Genomic DNA, 15,116 nt, shown 5'->3' with positions numbered 1-15,116 from the left:
AGGGCTAAATTAGCCCTTCTTTTTCTCAAATAGCAAAATATTTGATGATTTTGCTACAAATGAATATGGACGAGTAACGGTGAAAGTTACAGGCTTATCTGTAGCTTTGACTTCGAGTGAGCTTGGCACCAGAACATAGCCATCGTAATTTTCGATAATAGCTTTATCGAAAAAATTACCTGACTGAATTTCTGCGACAACAACATAGTGGTCCCGACCATTTTGATTTATTAAACCTGCAATCTCAACCCGTTGGAATACACCGCAATATCCACCAACATCATCAATCTCTGTTTGGAAAAACTTTTTGAGAGGTTGTGTAATCTTCGTAATAGCATTGGACTTGTTGTATGCAGTATATCTAAGTGAATCTTTACATGCATTTTCCGAATAAAACAAAACAGCAGAGTTGAAATTGCTTTTGCTATTACGAGGTTCGAACACTCCAAAAGATTTAAGGTCGGCGTATTCTTTACCTATAGCATCAATTGTCTTTTCACCCACAAATTTAGAAACTTTGTGTATTAATTCACTGGTTGACACATTTTCGTTTGGTACAGGGTATAGCTCAACAATGGATGTCCTCCAATTCAAATGCTGTTCCGCCGCTGAACCTAATGTTTCAGAGGATGCAACCCCATAGACACCCATAGCTAAACCGGATGTAACCGCATCAAATACACGCATAGCACCAGAAGACTTGCCCTCATTAGCTTGCATACCATCTTCGAAATCACGCATACCGCCACCCACGCCGGCAGGCTGAGCCATTTTAGCTACGTTCAGAGCCTCTGAGATTGAGTTATCCCATACATAAGGTTTGTTTGATAATACCTTGAAGCTCCCATCAGGGGCTGAGTTATCTGTGCTGGCACATCCTGCTAATGCAGCTGCGGCTGAAAGAATTAAAATTGTTGTTAACTTTTTCATAAGTCACTCCGAGTTGATCTGAGGACATAATAATCGAAGACAGGATTATGGCAACAAACCAAAACACATAACGACTTGTTACGTTTGCTAAAGCAGAGAAATCAGCACCCTTAATACCAACCTCGGCTGCATCAGCAAATTATACTGTCGGCCAATTGCAGTATCAGGTCCAGAAAATGTCTTTAAGCCAAGAACAATACGACACAACGGTCGAACCAAACGAAAACAAAATTGTTGTTGCCTTGCCTGGGAGCGGCAAAACACATACCAGTGTCAGCTTTACTCAATCGGTTTTAGAGAAAGTACCCGGAAGTTCCGTGCTTCTGGTTACCTTTACGAATGCCTCAGCAGAGGAAATGGGTAACAGATTAGAAACCAGGTTGGGTGCTCTTGTTAAGCGAACCCGGTCATTAACATTCGCCAGTGTCATGCTCAAGCAATTTGCACCATTGAAGGGAGTCAGGCAGCTTTTATTAGGGGGGGAGCAGCTAAGCTATATCAGAAGGTGCCTGACAAAGCTGAAGGTGAACACAGATAACCTGATGATGTTTGCAGAGCGAATTGATGCTTTTGGCCGGCTTTACGATTTTAAAAATGATGGGTCATTATCCAGTAGCGTCTATGTGGAATACCTGAACATGCTTGCCCGATTTAATAGGGTAGATCTGAACACGGTTGCCAGAGAGGTTGTAGAAGCTCTGATAGCCGGTAAGATTAAGCCGGTAAACGAAACACATATTGTGGTTGATGAGTACCAGGACACTGATGCACTTCAGTATATGTGGATCTCTGTCCACGCTAATTATGGCAAATATATTTTTGCAGTTGGAGATGATGACCAGTCTATCTATAGCTGGCGTGGTGCTGAGGGATACGAAAACATAGTCAGACTGCAGGAAGACCATGGAGCAGTCGGGTATGTACTCAGTAAGTGCTTTCGTTGTGCACCAAAAATTTTAGCGGCCGCTAAAAGGTTGGTCGAAAATAATGTTGAGCGTATTCCAAAAGATATGTCTTCAGGACGGGATATTGAGGGTTCAGTACAGATTATCGAAATACCAGAGGATTTCCAGTCAAATTTTAGCCAGGAAAGAAGCCAGCGCGACACCATTGAAATCACCAACATGAAAACTAATTCCAAGGTGAAAGTAAGTGATCCTGAAAAGGCTGATAAAGAACTTGAAGCCTACCGTTATGTAGTTGAGAAAATACAGCATGACCCGTTTGGCTGGGCTATTTTATCAAGAACAAATGTGCATTTAGATTTAATGGAGCAGGCACTTGCTGAGCGGCAAATTAACGTTGTAAGGCTTGGCGGGAAGTCAATCTTTGACAATGAACACGCATCCGGAATAGTTAAGCTATTAGCTGCAATCAGTCAGCCGAAAATGGCGGATCACCTTTCTGACGGCCTGGGATGGTTAGGCGAAGATGACGGTACAGTGCATGCCATATATCTGGCCGCAAGCAATATTGGGTTTGCGGCCTGCAGCAGCATGAATAGCAGAGAATGGTTACCTGCAACGGCTGCGCTTCAACAACTTGCATCAGACTGGCGAGATGACACACAGCTGCAGGGTGAGATAGAAAGCCGAATGGAGAAATTCAACCGGTTGATTATCAAGCATCTTGAGGGAGCTGGTGACGATAAAAGCTACGGCATGCAACGCGCAATATTAAAGCTCTGTACTGACATAGTTGTTGGTTCCAAAGGTAGCTTTGAAAGTAGAGTGCAAAGCCTATTAGAGAAGGCTACCCGAGGTAAAAAGAAGAAGGTTGACCATAAGGTCAATGATGCTGTGATTTTGTGCACGATGAACAGCAGTAAAGGCCTGGAGTTTCCGAAGGTCTGGATTATTAATGTTGAAGAGGGGCGGGTACCACTAATCAAAGACGATGAAGTAGACATTGATAGTAAAATTGAGGAAGAACGCCGCCTGATGTATGTAGCTATGACTAGGGCCGAGGATGAGCTGAAAATTTCGTACAGAGTGAAAAAAGAGAGCATGTTTATTCAGGAAATCAGAGGGTACTCAGATTGAAGTGGGTGCTAAGAAATTAAAATCGATAGTCTTAAGATATCCAAAGACTTGCCAGTATATATAGAATTACATTGTCGGTAATGACCTGACATTGCGCGAAAGCGCCTCAAGCCCTTTGGCTCACGCGAAAGCGTTCTTTGTTTGCTGTAAAGCATTTGCGCACTGCGCCACCGGTCACGCGTTTTTCCTGTTTGCTTAAAAATGGGAGAGAGGTGTGTTTTCGGCTGTTCGCAACTTTATCTTGCTCAAATACGAATTAATTAAATTTCCCGACTTCATGCTTTAGCCGGCTAAATAGCAGGTTAAAGCATGGCGTTGCCATATCGATTTTTTACCAATGATGTACCTACATCGACCGCTTGCGAGCGGAATACAAACCCAGCGGGTTTTAAGTATTTATACTTATAACTGACAGTGACCCGATATCACAATCGCGTTACTCGAAATTGGCGTAAGCCCATTAAATTAAACCCATTTGGGAGTTATGTATGCTCCCAATGGGGCAGCATACTCCCTCTAAAAATTGCCTTCGGGCCGGAGAGAGCAATGCAAATTACATTTCAAACAGTTGATACTCAAGTTGTTAATTTAACGGAAGACCAGGTAAAACAAGTTGCTGTTAAAGCAATATTGTCAAAGCTTGGTTTAACAGAAAATTATCGAGTTATTGGTGACCAAATCCATGATGATTATGGGCCAGTGGAAAACGTATTTGAGCGTTTTGTAACAGAAGCAGATCGTTCTGCCTTTGCAACTATCGCGCTAATTCTTAAATAACCCAATAGGGGCATCCTCTATTGGGAATGTCCCTCTGCAATGTTGCCTTCGGGCCGGAGAGTGATATGAATATTTACGATTCATGGTGTGCATATGCTAAAGCTAAAGACTTAGATTTATCCAGCTTGCAATATGAAGTTGAGTGCCTGGTACATTTAAGTCAGATTAATGGCGTTTGGAAAGTCTGTCGTGAGCAAGATTCATTGCTTACCGGCTTCATTCCAGAGTTCGATTTTGAACATCTAATTGATGGGGACCATCCTCATGTAACAGAGCTGCTTCATTTGTTTATACCTACAGTTGAGTTTCGTTATTACCTAAAGATGCAGAAGCAGGTTTCATGCGTTACTGTAACTAATTGCTACATCGCTGGTCATGTTGATTTTTGGCTTAAAAAAGGTCGGGTATGGCTGAAGTGTAGTGAAGACGTTTGTGAGTGGATTTCACTCCCAACTGAGGAAAATGAAGTTAAGACACTTAACTGTGGTTTCCCCAAGTTATTTGTTTACATGGAGCTTGCTAAGCGAGAGCGAAAATTCTCTGGCCGCACTCCAGATATGTGTGAAACTGTTGAGGAATTCTTGGAGTTTTACCAGCCTGGTATTACTGAGTTATCAAGAAAATCAAAACAGGTTGACTGGCCTGACGAAGATGGTTTCTTTGTAGAGCATGAAAGGACTATTTCCTATAAAGGCTCGTTATTCTCAGTTACCCATCTTGAGTCAAAGCATATCGAAGGACATACGCGCAAAACAGAGTGGAAGCGTGATGGTAACTACCACCATATGTCCGGATTTGCGGTCGTTGACTTTTTAAACCCTTTCATCCCATCAGAAGGTTATCTAGCTAAAGATGAGTGTTCACGTTTTGTGAATGGTGTGCTTATTGAAGAGTTAGATAAAACTTTTGAGACGATTGTATCTAGATGGCCCAGTCCACAAAGGGCTTATTTTGGATACGATTAACAAGCTTTAGGTAGTGATACCAATAAGCTAATTTCTACAACACCCTGCGGTGAATTTTTCACCGCTAGGTGAATTCTTCTGTCCGGACGCTTGGTGTTTAAAACATTTACTCATCAACCGGATGATGGATAGGAGAGAGTCATGGTGCTAATGGTATTAGCTGGTTGCGTAATGGTGGGTTCCTTAGGGTACCTGTTCATTGTTCGGCCGGTGTTAAATCAACTTGGCGTTGTATAACGCACCTCACCCTGCAGGGATATTTTCCCTGTCAGGGGCATATATATCTCTGCAGTTTTTTATAAATAAAAACTCTGGGTCGCAGACTCAGTAAGGAGAGATATGTACAAATATAAATATGTTTTAACTATGTTGGCACTGTTCTGTTTCAACGTGGCAATTACCAATTTTTTGATTGGGGATGATCTTGTTGCAAATACAGTGTTTTTTATTGGGTGTATCCTTTTGGTGATTAAAGTTTACTTTATAATCCAAAACGAAAACCTTGAAGGACTAAAAAATCAAGCAAAGCAATGGCTTTTCGAGATTTCTCTATATATTGGGTTTGTAGGTTACAGCGTCGCTTTTAGCGCTCCGCTTTACTCTGCAATTTTAGTCGTTACTGGTGTTTGTGGTATACTTGCATTTGTAGGTGTTGCTTTGCACACTGAAATGTCTAAAATGTAGTTATTAACGATAAATAGGACAAAAGCATGAATACACCATTGATTATGACAGCTATGTTGCTGACTACTTTAGTCATCGGTTTATCAATGTTCGCATTCGCTATTAAGAAGGCCAGTAACGAGAAAACTAACTAACTCAACTGCTGTTGATAGTTAACTCCACGGCCAATAAACAGCCTAAACGCTAGTCGCTTAGGCTGTTTTGCATTTTTAACAGGTTGTTTCTGGTCGGTAGTTACCACCAATGCACGTTTAATAAGCGTGTATCGGGGTAACTACTGACATCAAGAGGAACATCCCATGCTAGCCACTTCTACTCTTTCAAATACACAAATTCATTTCTTTGACTCTGCCAATTCTCTGCTGTTAATTAGCATCGGGAATGGTCTTTGTCGGAATGTACCTGTATCTGCACCGGTTCCAGCTTCTAATGATGATTTTGCCCTACTTGAAGAACTCAAAGCGATTTGTGTTAATCAGGGGCTTATCTCTGCAAATGATGAAATAGCCATGTTGGCGAGCTGATCGGCGCACGCCGTCACTTAGTGACAACTAAGTGCGGCGCCCAACCTCAGGTGGTTTACTAAGCCGGTTGAGGTAGGGCGTTGCCCTAGATGTTTTTTACCAATGATGTTTCTACATCGACCGCTTGCGAGCGGAATACAAACCCAGCGGGTTTTTATGTTCTGCATAAAGACTGACGGTACCCGATGAATAATCGAGTCACCCGGCCATTGGCCATACTTTGGCGTAAGCCCTTAAATAAAAACCCTATAGGGAGTTTGCTTATAACTTCCCTATGGAGGTTGTACGCAGCTCCCTTTTTTATTGCCCTCGGGCAGGAGAGAGAGATGCGTACACAAACCAAAAGGCTGCACCCTGCTTTGCGTATGCAAGCAGCATGGCGGCTGTTAGAGCCTGGTGCTAAAGGCACTGTAGCTTCAGTAATGAAACGGTATGACATGACAGAGCGTGAGCTTAAATCAGCATGCCAGGATTTTCTGAATCAAAACTTCAAAAAGGACAGGTCTTGGAATCCCGCATGGGATGATGAGCTTGTTATCCACCACCCTGTTGATACTGCTGTAATGGTTGATATTGGCAATGGTGCAGAGAAAGGCTCGGACATCGATTTGATGTTTGATCCTGACTTTGACTCGGTTAACGGAATGCTTCATGTACGTTGGACATCTGATGATGTATTAGCGCTATGTGAAGGTATCCCTTATCGGGTGTTAGAAATTTTACGTGACTCAAAGCCAGGCGATGAACTCTACCAAGAGGCTATCGAAATGGCAGATAGTCAGATATTCAAAATGATGTGTAGCGCTTATGGCATAGATGCAGATTCAGTGTTGCTGAAAGCTCTTAACATCACAAAAGCAGATATTTAAAAACCCTTGGGGGCATTCTTACCCTTAAGGGTAGGCGTGTTCCTCACCAATTTAGGCCTATGGCCAGGAGAGAGATATGTCAAACGTAAATACTGTTGAAAAGATTAACTTTGATGAAATGGTGCAAATGTCTGTTGCTCAGGTTTTCCCTGAAGTGTTCGACACCAGTGCTACAGGAAAAGTGAATGTGCGTAAGCATCGTCACCCTGACTGTGTTCCCAGCAACCCTGATTACATCCCGGATGAGAAAACGCTGCGCCGAGTTTTGGCCTGGTGGTTCTCTCCTATGCGCCAAGCATTAGGTCTATGGGGTGAAACAGGAACAGGCAAGACGGAAATGCTGCTTTATGTAGCTGACCGCTTGAATGAGCCGGTGTACATGGTAAAGGTGCATGCGTCATTAATGCCAGAAGATCTTGAGGGGTCGAAGGAGTTAAAGGCAAGTGCAAAAGGTGTTGTTACTGCTGACCGGTTAGGTTTAGCTGCTAAGGCTTATGCCTATGGTGGTTTAATCATTCTGGATGAAGTGGATAAGAGCAACGCTCCTTTAGGCTGTGCTTTGCACGGATTGGTTGAGGGGAAACCCTGGCCTATTGAGCAGTTTAGTTTAGTGCTAAATAAGCATGCTTTCTGCCGTGTTGCGGGTACTGCTAACACTAACGGTGCGGGTGGGCATGAGCGTTACCATACGAGTAATCGGATGGATCAGGCGCTGCGCTCACGGTTCGGCTGGTTGAAATGCAACTTCCCTGAACCGGCTCATGAGATGGCAATTTTGGAGAAAAAATTCACCAAACTGCCGAGATTGATGCGAAAAGAGTGCGTTCAAGTTGCAAACAAGCTTCGTGACGCCTTGCTAGGTGAGAAGCGTGATGGAGTAGTTGATGAACCAATCAATGCGGTGTTTTCGACACGGACATTGGTTAATTGGTGCAGTTACACCATGGCGTTTGGGCCGGATGCATTGTGGGGTGAGTCTTTATCTTTTGCTTTTGACGGTTCGGTAGATCCGGATTGTGAGCAGCAGGTAAAAGATGTCATCAAGCTTCAGCTGAGCGACTTAGTTAACAAACCGGTTAAGGAGGTAGTTGCCCATTTTGGGCAGGTAAAGCCGTAACACCGGGTGCAACCAGAATAACCCCGGCAGACATGCCGAAGTTAAAGTCAATGGCGTTTGAAGTCGGAGAGGAAATGATAGCCGGGAAATTGAGAACCGTAGCGTTGTCACTGGACTCGGTAAATGGAAAGAAATACAGGTTAGAGCTTACAGACGGTAAGTTTGAACAGTGTTTCTTAACTGACCAAAATCATTCCTTTAGTTCGAGTGGCTACAAACATCAACGCCTTACAGATGCATCTGATACCGCATTACACTTTGAAGATTTGCCATACCAACCAAGTCCTTATTTGCATTCAAGCGAAAGTATTGCAGTGGAGTTCTATTTACATCCATCAGGAAAAGCTTGGGCAATTGGGTCGAAGAACAATCGAATGCACGTATTTTTCGCCAATGCGGATACGGAGCATAGGTATGTACATCAGATAGTAAAAACGCTGCCGGAAGGAGAGCGCCAGGTTGAAAAATCCCAAAAGGGTTATGTATACCAGGGCAATAAAACCTTCTGCGGAAAAACACGTTCAATAATTTAATTTAAAACACTACCCACAGGGGAGTATTCACTTCCCTATGGGGGTGATCTCTTCTGCTGGACTTTAAACAAATAGCCCTCGGGCAGGAGAGATATATGAACTATTCAGTACAACAAGCAAAAGATCTGGCCGAGAAAATCGCTAATGATAATCCATCTATGGCCAACAGCGCTTGCCTAGTATGTGCACCAGAAATTGGATGTACCACTGGCCGAATCACCTTGCGTGATGCGGAAACAGTCGTTGATGGTCAAAAGGTGAAATCAACTGCGCTTAACGGAGCAGACCTTGCGGTTTTCCCGGTTAAAAAATTACAGCCGTTCAATAACCTTCGTGTTGCTGCTAAGCGGTTGTTTCAAAACCATACAGTGCAAATCGGTGATTTGTATCTGTGTCCTGTAGAAAAGCTGGCTGATGTATTGGCTGGTGTGGAAGAGCTGCGGGAAAAGTTTGAAGGTGAACTGACAAGCTTGCAGGCAAATTATGACTCTCTTGTTGAGGACCATAAGCAAAACCTGCCTGAGGTTGCCCATCTGATTGAGCGAAACCGTCTTCCATGGGGGCAGTTCTCTGCGCCCTTCAAGTTCAAGGTTAACCCGCCATTGGCGATCAGACCTTTGTTCGATGAAGACGCGGAAATGTTGCAGTCATCAGCAGCCGACACCCTTTGGGATGAGGTAGCAGCTGATGCAGCGAATCAATACAAAACCAGCTTCGCCGGCAAAGAAAAAATTAGTCAGAAGGGAATAAACGCTGTTAAGCGATTACGTTCAAAACTGGTTAATTTATCTTTCCTGCATGATGGGATTGACCGCGTAGTAGACCGTTTTGATGAGCTGTTTGATAAGCTTCCAAAGGCGGGTTACTGCGAAGGCGGTGACTTCCACATGGCTGCTCACTTTGTTCTTCAAATCTCTGATGCCCAGCGTTTACGCGATGAAGCAGAGGGGTTAAATGGCATTACTGCTTTAGAAGTCGAAGAAGAACAGGAAGAGCTGAATCAACAGGAGGAGGACGTTTCTGTAACTGCAGAGACCCAAATGCTTGCAGCTGAGACTGGTGCCGGTGAAGGAATCGAATTCAGCGATGATGCAGATCTTGAACCTGAAGTAGACCTAGCGACATTAGTTGCTCAGGCACAAAGCCAAGTCACGACATCGATTAGTTCAGATGATTGGGGCGGCTTTTAACGATTTACTTTTAACCATACCTGAAGGGTACAGACATTCTTACCCTTCCGGGGTAGGCGTGTCTGTCTTTTCTATTAATCGCCCTCTGGGCAGGAGAGACAGCATGTTAAATGAAACCAAGGCAGTTACTTTCGATACAGTGAATGGCCGAGTAGTTGTAGTGGGCTTTGTTTGGAAATGGGGTCCTGGGTTTTCCAAGCCTCAACAAAAAATGAATAAGCCTATTGGCAGTCAACCGACTCGCCAATAGGCGAGTCTCTTTCTAACCCCGGGATTGTCAGATCACCAATATGCCTGGCAATGCCGGGTATATCGGGATCTGACAATTCCGAGAAGGAGACACCCATGAGAGAAAGTAAAATTACTAAAGTACACGCACTCGTAGCGCAGCGCGGTGGATGGGGAGCAGTATTTTCTGCTATACCATCGCTGTCGCAAGCGTTCGAACGCCCTGGTCGTCAATTCCCCTGCCCAAAATCTGGTGGTGGAAAAACCAAGTTTCGCTTTTATAAAGACTGTGATGCAACCGGTGGAGCATTTCACAACGATGTCAGGTCGATGCCGGATGGTATCGATGTGATCGCGTGGTATTTGGGAACTGACAAATCTGCAGCGATGGATGAAATCATTCAAATCTGTGGAGGTGATTTATCAACCGTCAGTGCGCTGGATACAAAACGGATGCAGCAGCAACGTCGACAGATTTCAGATAATCCAATATCTGAAGCAGAATCTGCAAAACGTAAGTTAACAATTAGCAAAATCTGGCGAGGGGTTCAGCCTCTTGTAGGTTCAACAGCTGAGTGTTATCTACGTAACCGCGGCATCAAAGGTGACCTGTCTGTTTTGACAAGAAACCTTCATGCTCATCCAACACTTTCCTACAAGGAGAATGATAAGACACCATGGGAGAAATACCCTGGCATGCTGGCCATAATTCGTGATGGAAACGGTAAGGCATTAACTCTTCACCGCACCTTCCTTGAACCAAATGGCTCAGGCAAGGCGCCAGTATCAAGACAGAAAATGATGGTTCAACAACCAGCTCCGTTAAACGGCGGCTGTATTCGCTTGGATCAACCGGTTCAGATGCCGCATGGCAAACTGATCGGTGTCTGTGAAGGTATTGAAACGGCGTTGAGTGTGAGGGAGGCAACGGGCTGTCCAATGTGGGTCGGAATTTCCGATTACATAATGGAGCAAATTGCATTCCCGGATGATGTGAAAGTAGTTGTTGTGTGGGCTGATCTTGAGAAATCAGGAGCAGGTTTACGCGCTGCAAATGCAATAAAAGCTCGTTTAGAGCCAAAAGGTGTAACGGTTTTAATCGAAGCGCCTACACAGTATGGTCGTGATGAAATGGACTGGAATGACGTATATGTCGAGCACGGTTCAAAAGGCTTTGACCTCATCATGGAGCCTCAATATCGGGTTTATACCGGTGTGGAGGTTGAGTGATGATCACTGTCCATACAAATATAGGTACCCGCAATTTAGCTGGCACAGATGTGACAATACTGGAGATGCTTGAGAAAGAGCATATTTATGTTGAGTCGCACTGTCGCCAAGGTTATTGCGGGGCATGCAGGGTGAAAGTCCAGGGTGATGTTGAATACACAACAGAGCCTTTGGGTTTTTGCAGAAAGGGGGAGGTTTTAGCATGCTGTAGCAAGCCAAAGTCAAACCTTGAAATTGATGTCCGCAATGTCTAACTCAGACATTCGGGCATCAGCCTGTTTTTTGTCAAACGACACTCTACCTGAGCGGTTTTTTTTAAGGCTGTTGAGGTAGGATGTTCTCCTAACATTCCAATCAAACCTTCATGAATTTCAACATGAAGTGGGTGCTAAGGTTCAGTAATAAGAAGGTTTAGGTTCGTCGACTGCTGAACAATGACTGTAAAGTAACGGCATCAGGATCATCCTGCCACTGCGCGAAAGCGCCTCAAGCCTTTTGGCTCACGCGAAAGTGTTGATTGTTTGCTGTAAAGCATTTGCGCACTGCGCCAACTCCCTCTGAATGTCCGGGGATTCAGTTTGACTTTGGCCGTGCTCAATATCTACTAAATCAATTAAACGTTTGTACTTTCCGACCCCATGCTTTAGCTGGCTATTTAGCAAGTTAAAGCATGGCGTTGCCATGTCGATTTTTTACCAATGATGTTTCTACATCGACCGCTTGCGAGCGGAATACAAACCCAGCGGGTTTTTATGTTATGCATAAAGACTGACGGTACCCGATGAATAGTCGAGTCACCCGGCCACTGGCCACACTTTGGCGTAAGCCCTTTTAAACCCTTTGGGAGATTTGTAGCGCTCCCATTAGGGGCCTGCATACTCCCTTTAAATTAAGCCTATAGGCAGGAGAGAGTTATGCAAATTACTATTCAGAAAGTTGAAAGTCAGGTCATTAATTTATCAGAAGATCAAGTGAAAGATATTGCCACTCAGGCAATTCTTAAAAAGCTTGGTCTTTCAGAAAATTATCGTGTACTTGAGGACAAAATCTACGACGATTTTGGCCGGTGCGAGAATATGTTTGTGCGGAACATCACTGATGTTGATCGTGCGGCATTTTCAACTATTGCACTTCTATGTAACTAACCCATGAGGGAACATGTCCCTTATGGGACGTTCCTTCTTTCAAATAGCCTTCGGGCAGGAGAGAGTGATGAACGCAAGACAGTTAAAGCGCCAATTCGAAGTAAGGGCCAAAACCCTTGCTACCGTAATGGCCAGCAACCCAAACATTAAAGTCACTATTCAGGGAAGCACAGCTTTCCGGGTTACAGGCCATATAAATCTTCCAATGGGGGATTTTACTGACTTGGAGTGGCAGCAGATGCTGATGGGCTGGATTTACCATGAGTTAGGGCATGAAGCTCACACGAATTCATGGTTTTTCGGACATGCTGCTGCAAAAAGCCCTACCCATTTAAGCTTTCTCAATATCATTGAGGATGTTCGTATGGAAAAGGCTGTAATGCAGCAGTACCGCGGTGCAAAACCTACCCTAAACCGGCTGGTTGAGCTGGCTATCATTCGTGAGCTATTCGCTGATCCAACTCACTTAACATCAACCCAGCTTATACAAGGCTTATGCCTGTATTGGGGGCGTTGTTTTGTAGCGGGTCAAGATATGCTTCAAGTATATGCACAGAGCGCCAGGCAGCTTGCCAGTGATGCAATTGGTGAAGAGCTTGTTGACCGTATTATAGATGAAGTTATAAAAACTGAATCTGCAAAAAATACGGAAGATGCTTGGGATATCGCAGAAGCAATCATTGCCCTTTTAAAAGAAGAGCAAGATGCTGATGACGACACCGACGACACCGACGACACCGACGACACCGACGACACCGACGATTCAGATGATCCTGGCTCTGCCGGTTCGACGGATGAAGATGGTAGCGAAGGTGGCGATGCTCAAGCTGGTGACTTACCTGCTAATGAACAGCCAACGGTACAGCAAGTCAAAGCGATTATTGAGGAAATTCTTAATTCATCGGAAGATGACCAGTTAAAGGATTTTCATGAAGTACTCGCTGAAGAAGTGACTGCGGAAGCTATTGATGCTCAGCATGAAGATGGGGACCTAATGTGTGCTGGTTCAGGTGACATCGAAGTCACAAAGTCAGCATGCATGGATAGTAATCAGCTTGATGTTGATGCAGCGAAGAAAATGTCTGGTCAGGTATTTCAAACATTGAACAAGGTTTTATTCGACCAGGTGCAGAGTTTGGAAGTTACCCGTAAAACGGGTAGTCGCATTGTACGAAATAAACTTTCTGGTATACCTGCGGGTAATCGGAGTGTTTTTTCACGGCGAATTGACCAAAAAGATATAACAGCTGCTGTTAGTATCGTCGTCGATGCCTCTGGCTCGATGGATAGAAATGGTCGTATGAAAGCAGCCAACACCTCAGCACTCGCATTAGCCTTAGGGTTAGAGCGCTGCGGGGTTAAATCGGAAGTTTCATACTACGGTTGCGATATCGGTTCAGACCACACCTTTGGTTACTTCAATGCTAAAAGCTTTGACAGTAAACCGGTACCGGCTAGATTTCCTATCAATGCCTATGGCGGCACGCCAACAGGTAAAGCCATGGAAATTGCTTTAATGTCACTAGCATTAAGGCCGGAAAACAAGAAACTGATGTTGCTTTTGACTGACGGTGACCCGGACGATTTATCATCTGTGGAGTATTCACTGAGAGTTGCAGCGGCTATTGGTGTGACTGTTGTGCCAATCGGTATTCTGTCTCTGAGAGTTCAGGGGTTCGATACCAGCGAGTTTGTATCAGTCAATGATGTGAATGATCTTGGTAACGCACTTCGTGAAGCGGTCAAACTAAAATTATTTAATTAAACCCCAAAGGGAGTTATGTCTGGCTCCCATTCGGGCCTTGCATACTCCCTAATTTTTGCCTTCGGGCTGGAGAGAGATATGCAAGAACTAACACAACACGGTTCAGTGATCGAAAGAGAGCTGTCGCCATATTCATTAGCCGGCTTTGAAGCTGGGCTTGGAAATGGATGGTCATTTTTAACAAGCGATCAACCCAATTGTCATGCGGTATTTGTAAACGAAGAAAAGCTTTCTTTGGTTACTTACTGCGAGGGGGACGTGATTACGAAAAGGTCACCGAATGAATTTGTATTCAGTTTAGAAAAAAACGATGAAATGTGGTTTACGGCTAACGCCTAAATCAATTAACCCAATGGGAGTAACGTATTGCTCCCATCGGGACATGCTTACTCCCTTTTTTATTGCCCACGGGCAGGAGAGAGAGTATGCAACAATTTGCTGAGTTAGTTACGGTTATACCGGGCCGCGGCTTGGTTACACTGTATCGCGGTATGAATGCAGCTAAAGTGAAGTCCTATCAGGTTTACAATGGGCTGCAGGAGTTTAAAGGCCGTAAGGTCAGCGTAGTAGAGAGTAAAACACCTGCTTTAAGTCGCCCGGTTATGGGGTGGTTGTTTAAGGAAGAAACTGCAAAGGGGCGATGCTATGGAATGCATTAATGCTTCAATGCAAACCCGGCCGATGCCATTTGTTATGCAAATGACAATTGCTGCCAGGGGAGAGAGAGTTAACCACTTTCGTACCATCCCTGGTCGTAAAGGTGAGGTGAAGGTGTTCTATTCTGACACGAAGGTTTTCATAGTTAGACTGGACCGGCTACGCCGATTGGAAAGCTTTGAAGCCAGAGTACGCAGACCAAACGAATCACTTCTTGGTATTGAAGGTAGTATCGAAGATGCGCTACGAAGAGAGCAGGTGTTCAGTCAATCCGCATAAGGGGGTTGAGAGCACCTGTGTTTCAGGCCTGTTCCAAAAAAACTTCAGTGATGGCCTGGCAACTCAGCAACTTACACTGTTTGAGCTGATGGAGTGGTTATTAACAGCTCGCAGTTAATTAACTTGCTTTCTTCGGATCACTAACCCTGAAAGTTTGTAATCCACTTTATTCAGTTTTGGA

General features: G+C 44.3%; 17 protein-coding genes. 16 read left to right on the top strand and 1 reads right to left on the bottom strand.

The window, feature by feature from the left end:
* Positions 1-9 precede the first annotated feature (9 nt).
* Entirely contained in the window at positions 10-930 is a 921-nt protein-coding gene (locus MJX74_RS19725) for a hypothetical protein (protein WP_240224725.1), read from the bottom strand.
* A 176-nt stretch (positions 931-1,106) separates the two neighbouring features.
* Between MJX74_RS19725 and MJX74_RS19720 the strand changes: the two genes are divergently transcribed.
* The 16 genes from MJX74_RS19720 (at position 1,107) to MJX74_RS19645 (ending at position 14,658) form a co-directional block, all read left to right on the top strand.
* The gene (locus MJX74_RS19720) at positions 1,107-2,972 is read left to right on the top strand and encodes an ATP-dependent helicase (RefSeq protein WP_240224724.1); all 1,866 of its coding nucleotides are present in this window, start codon (positions 1,107-1,109) and stop codon (positions 2,970-2,972) included.
* Between the two features lie 546 nt (positions 2,973-3,518).
* Positions 3,519-3,749 carry a hypothetical protein gene (locus MJX74_RS19715; RefSeq protein ID WP_240224723.1) on the top strand — a complete coding sequence of 77 codons (231 nt, stop codon included), beginning with the start codon at positions 3,519-3,521 and terminating at the stop codon, positions 3,747-3,749.
* Positions 3,750-3,814: 65 nt separating this feature from the next.
* On the top strand, positions 3,815-4,714 hold the full coding sequence (locus MJX74_RS19710; RefSeq protein ID WP_240224722.1) for a hypothetical protein: 900 nt from the start codon (positions 3,815-3,817) through the stop codon (positions 4,712-4,714).
* Positions 4,715-5,053: 339 nt separating this feature from the next.
* Positions 5,054-5,398 carry a hypothetical protein gene (locus tag MJX74_RS19705; protein ID WP_240224721.1) on the top strand — a complete coding sequence of 115 codons (345 nt, stop codon included), beginning with the start codon at positions 5,054-5,056 and terminating at the stop codon, positions 5,396-5,398.
* 299 nt (positions 5,399-5,697) lie between these two features.
* A complete protein-coding gene (locus MJX74_RS19700) occupies positions 5,698-5,922 on the top strand; it encodes a hypothetical protein (RefSeq protein WP_240224720.1) in 225 nt (74 codons plus the stop codon).
* 326 nt (positions 5,923-6,248) lie between these two features.
* A complete protein-coding gene (locus tag MJX74_RS19695; protein WP_240224719.1) occupies positions 6,249-6,791 on the top strand; it encodes a hypothetical protein in 543 nt (180 codons plus the stop codon).
* 76 nt (positions 6,792-6,867) lie between these two features.
* Positions 6,868-7,908: an AAA family ATPase gene (locus tag MJX74_RS19690; protein ID WP_240224718.1), complete on the top strand. Its 1,041-nt coding sequence runs from the start codon at positions 6,868-6,870 to the stop codon at positions 7,906-7,908.
* Positions 7,909-7,958: 50 nt separating this feature from the next.
* Positions 7,959-8,441, top strand: coding sequence for a hypothetical protein (locus tag MJX74_RS19685; protein ID WP_240224717.1), 483 nt, complete (start codon positions 7,959-7,961; stop codon positions 8,439-8,441).
* Between the two features lie 95 nt (positions 8,442-8,536).
* The gene (locus MJX74_RS19680) at positions 8,537-9,631 is read left to right on the top strand and encodes a DUF3150 domain-containing protein (protein ID WP_240224716.1); all 1,095 of its coding nucleotides are present in this window, start codon (positions 8,537-8,539) and stop codon (positions 9,629-9,631) included.
* A 103-nt stretch (positions 9,632-9,734) separates the two neighbouring features.
* Complete coding sequence (locus MJX74_RS19675; protein ID WP_240224715.1) at positions 9,735-9,881, top strand: hypothetical protein; 147 nt, start codon at positions 9,735-9,737, stop codon at positions 9,879-9,881.
* Between the two features lie 95 nt (positions 9,882-9,976).
* Positions 9,977-11,089, top strand: a complete 1,113-nt coding sequence (locus MJX74_RS19670; RefSeq protein WP_240224714.1) for a DUF7146 domain-containing protein — start codon at positions 9,977-9,979, stop codon at positions 11,087-11,089.
* Positions 11,089-11,343: a class I ribonucleotide reductase maintenance protein YfaE gene (yfaE, locus tag MJX74_RS19665; protein WP_275692864.1), complete on the top strand. Its 255-nt coding sequence runs from the start codon at positions 11,089-11,091 to the stop codon at positions 11,341-11,343. Before MJX74_RS19670 ends, yfaE begins: the two co-directional genes overlap by 1 nt.
* Before the next feature lie 660 nt (positions 11,344-12,003).
* Entirely contained in the window at positions 12,004-12,234 is a 231-nt protein-coding gene (locus MJX74_RS19660; protein WP_240224713.1) for a hypothetical protein, read from the top strand.
* Positions 12,235-12,301: 67 nt separating this feature from the next.
* Entirely contained in the window at positions 12,302-13,999 is a 1,698-nt protein-coding gene (locus tag MJX74_RS19655; protein WP_240224712.1) for a cobaltochelatase CobT-related protein, read from the top strand.
* 78 nt (positions 14,000-14,077) lie between these two features.
* Positions 14,078-14,338: a hypothetical protein gene (locus MJX74_RS19650; protein ID WP_240224711.1), complete on the top strand. Its 261-nt coding sequence runs from the start codon at positions 14,078-14,080 to the stop codon at positions 14,336-14,338.
* Between the two features lie 86 nt (positions 14,339-14,424).
* Positions 14,425-14,658: a hypothetical protein gene (locus tag MJX74_RS19645; protein WP_240224710.1), complete on the top strand. Its 234-nt coding sequence runs from the start codon at positions 14,425-14,427 to the stop codon at positions 14,656-14,658.
* The last annotated feature ends 458 nt before the right edge of the window (positions 14,659-15,116 follow it).

Origin of the sequence: Rheinheimera hassiensis (genome assembly GCF_022436675.1) — a bacterium.
GTDB lineage: Bacteria > Pseudomonadota > Gammaproteobacteria > Enterobacterales > Alteromonadaceae > Alishewanella > Alishewanella hassiensis.
This window is presented reverse-complemented; position numbering and strand designations above follow the sequence as displayed.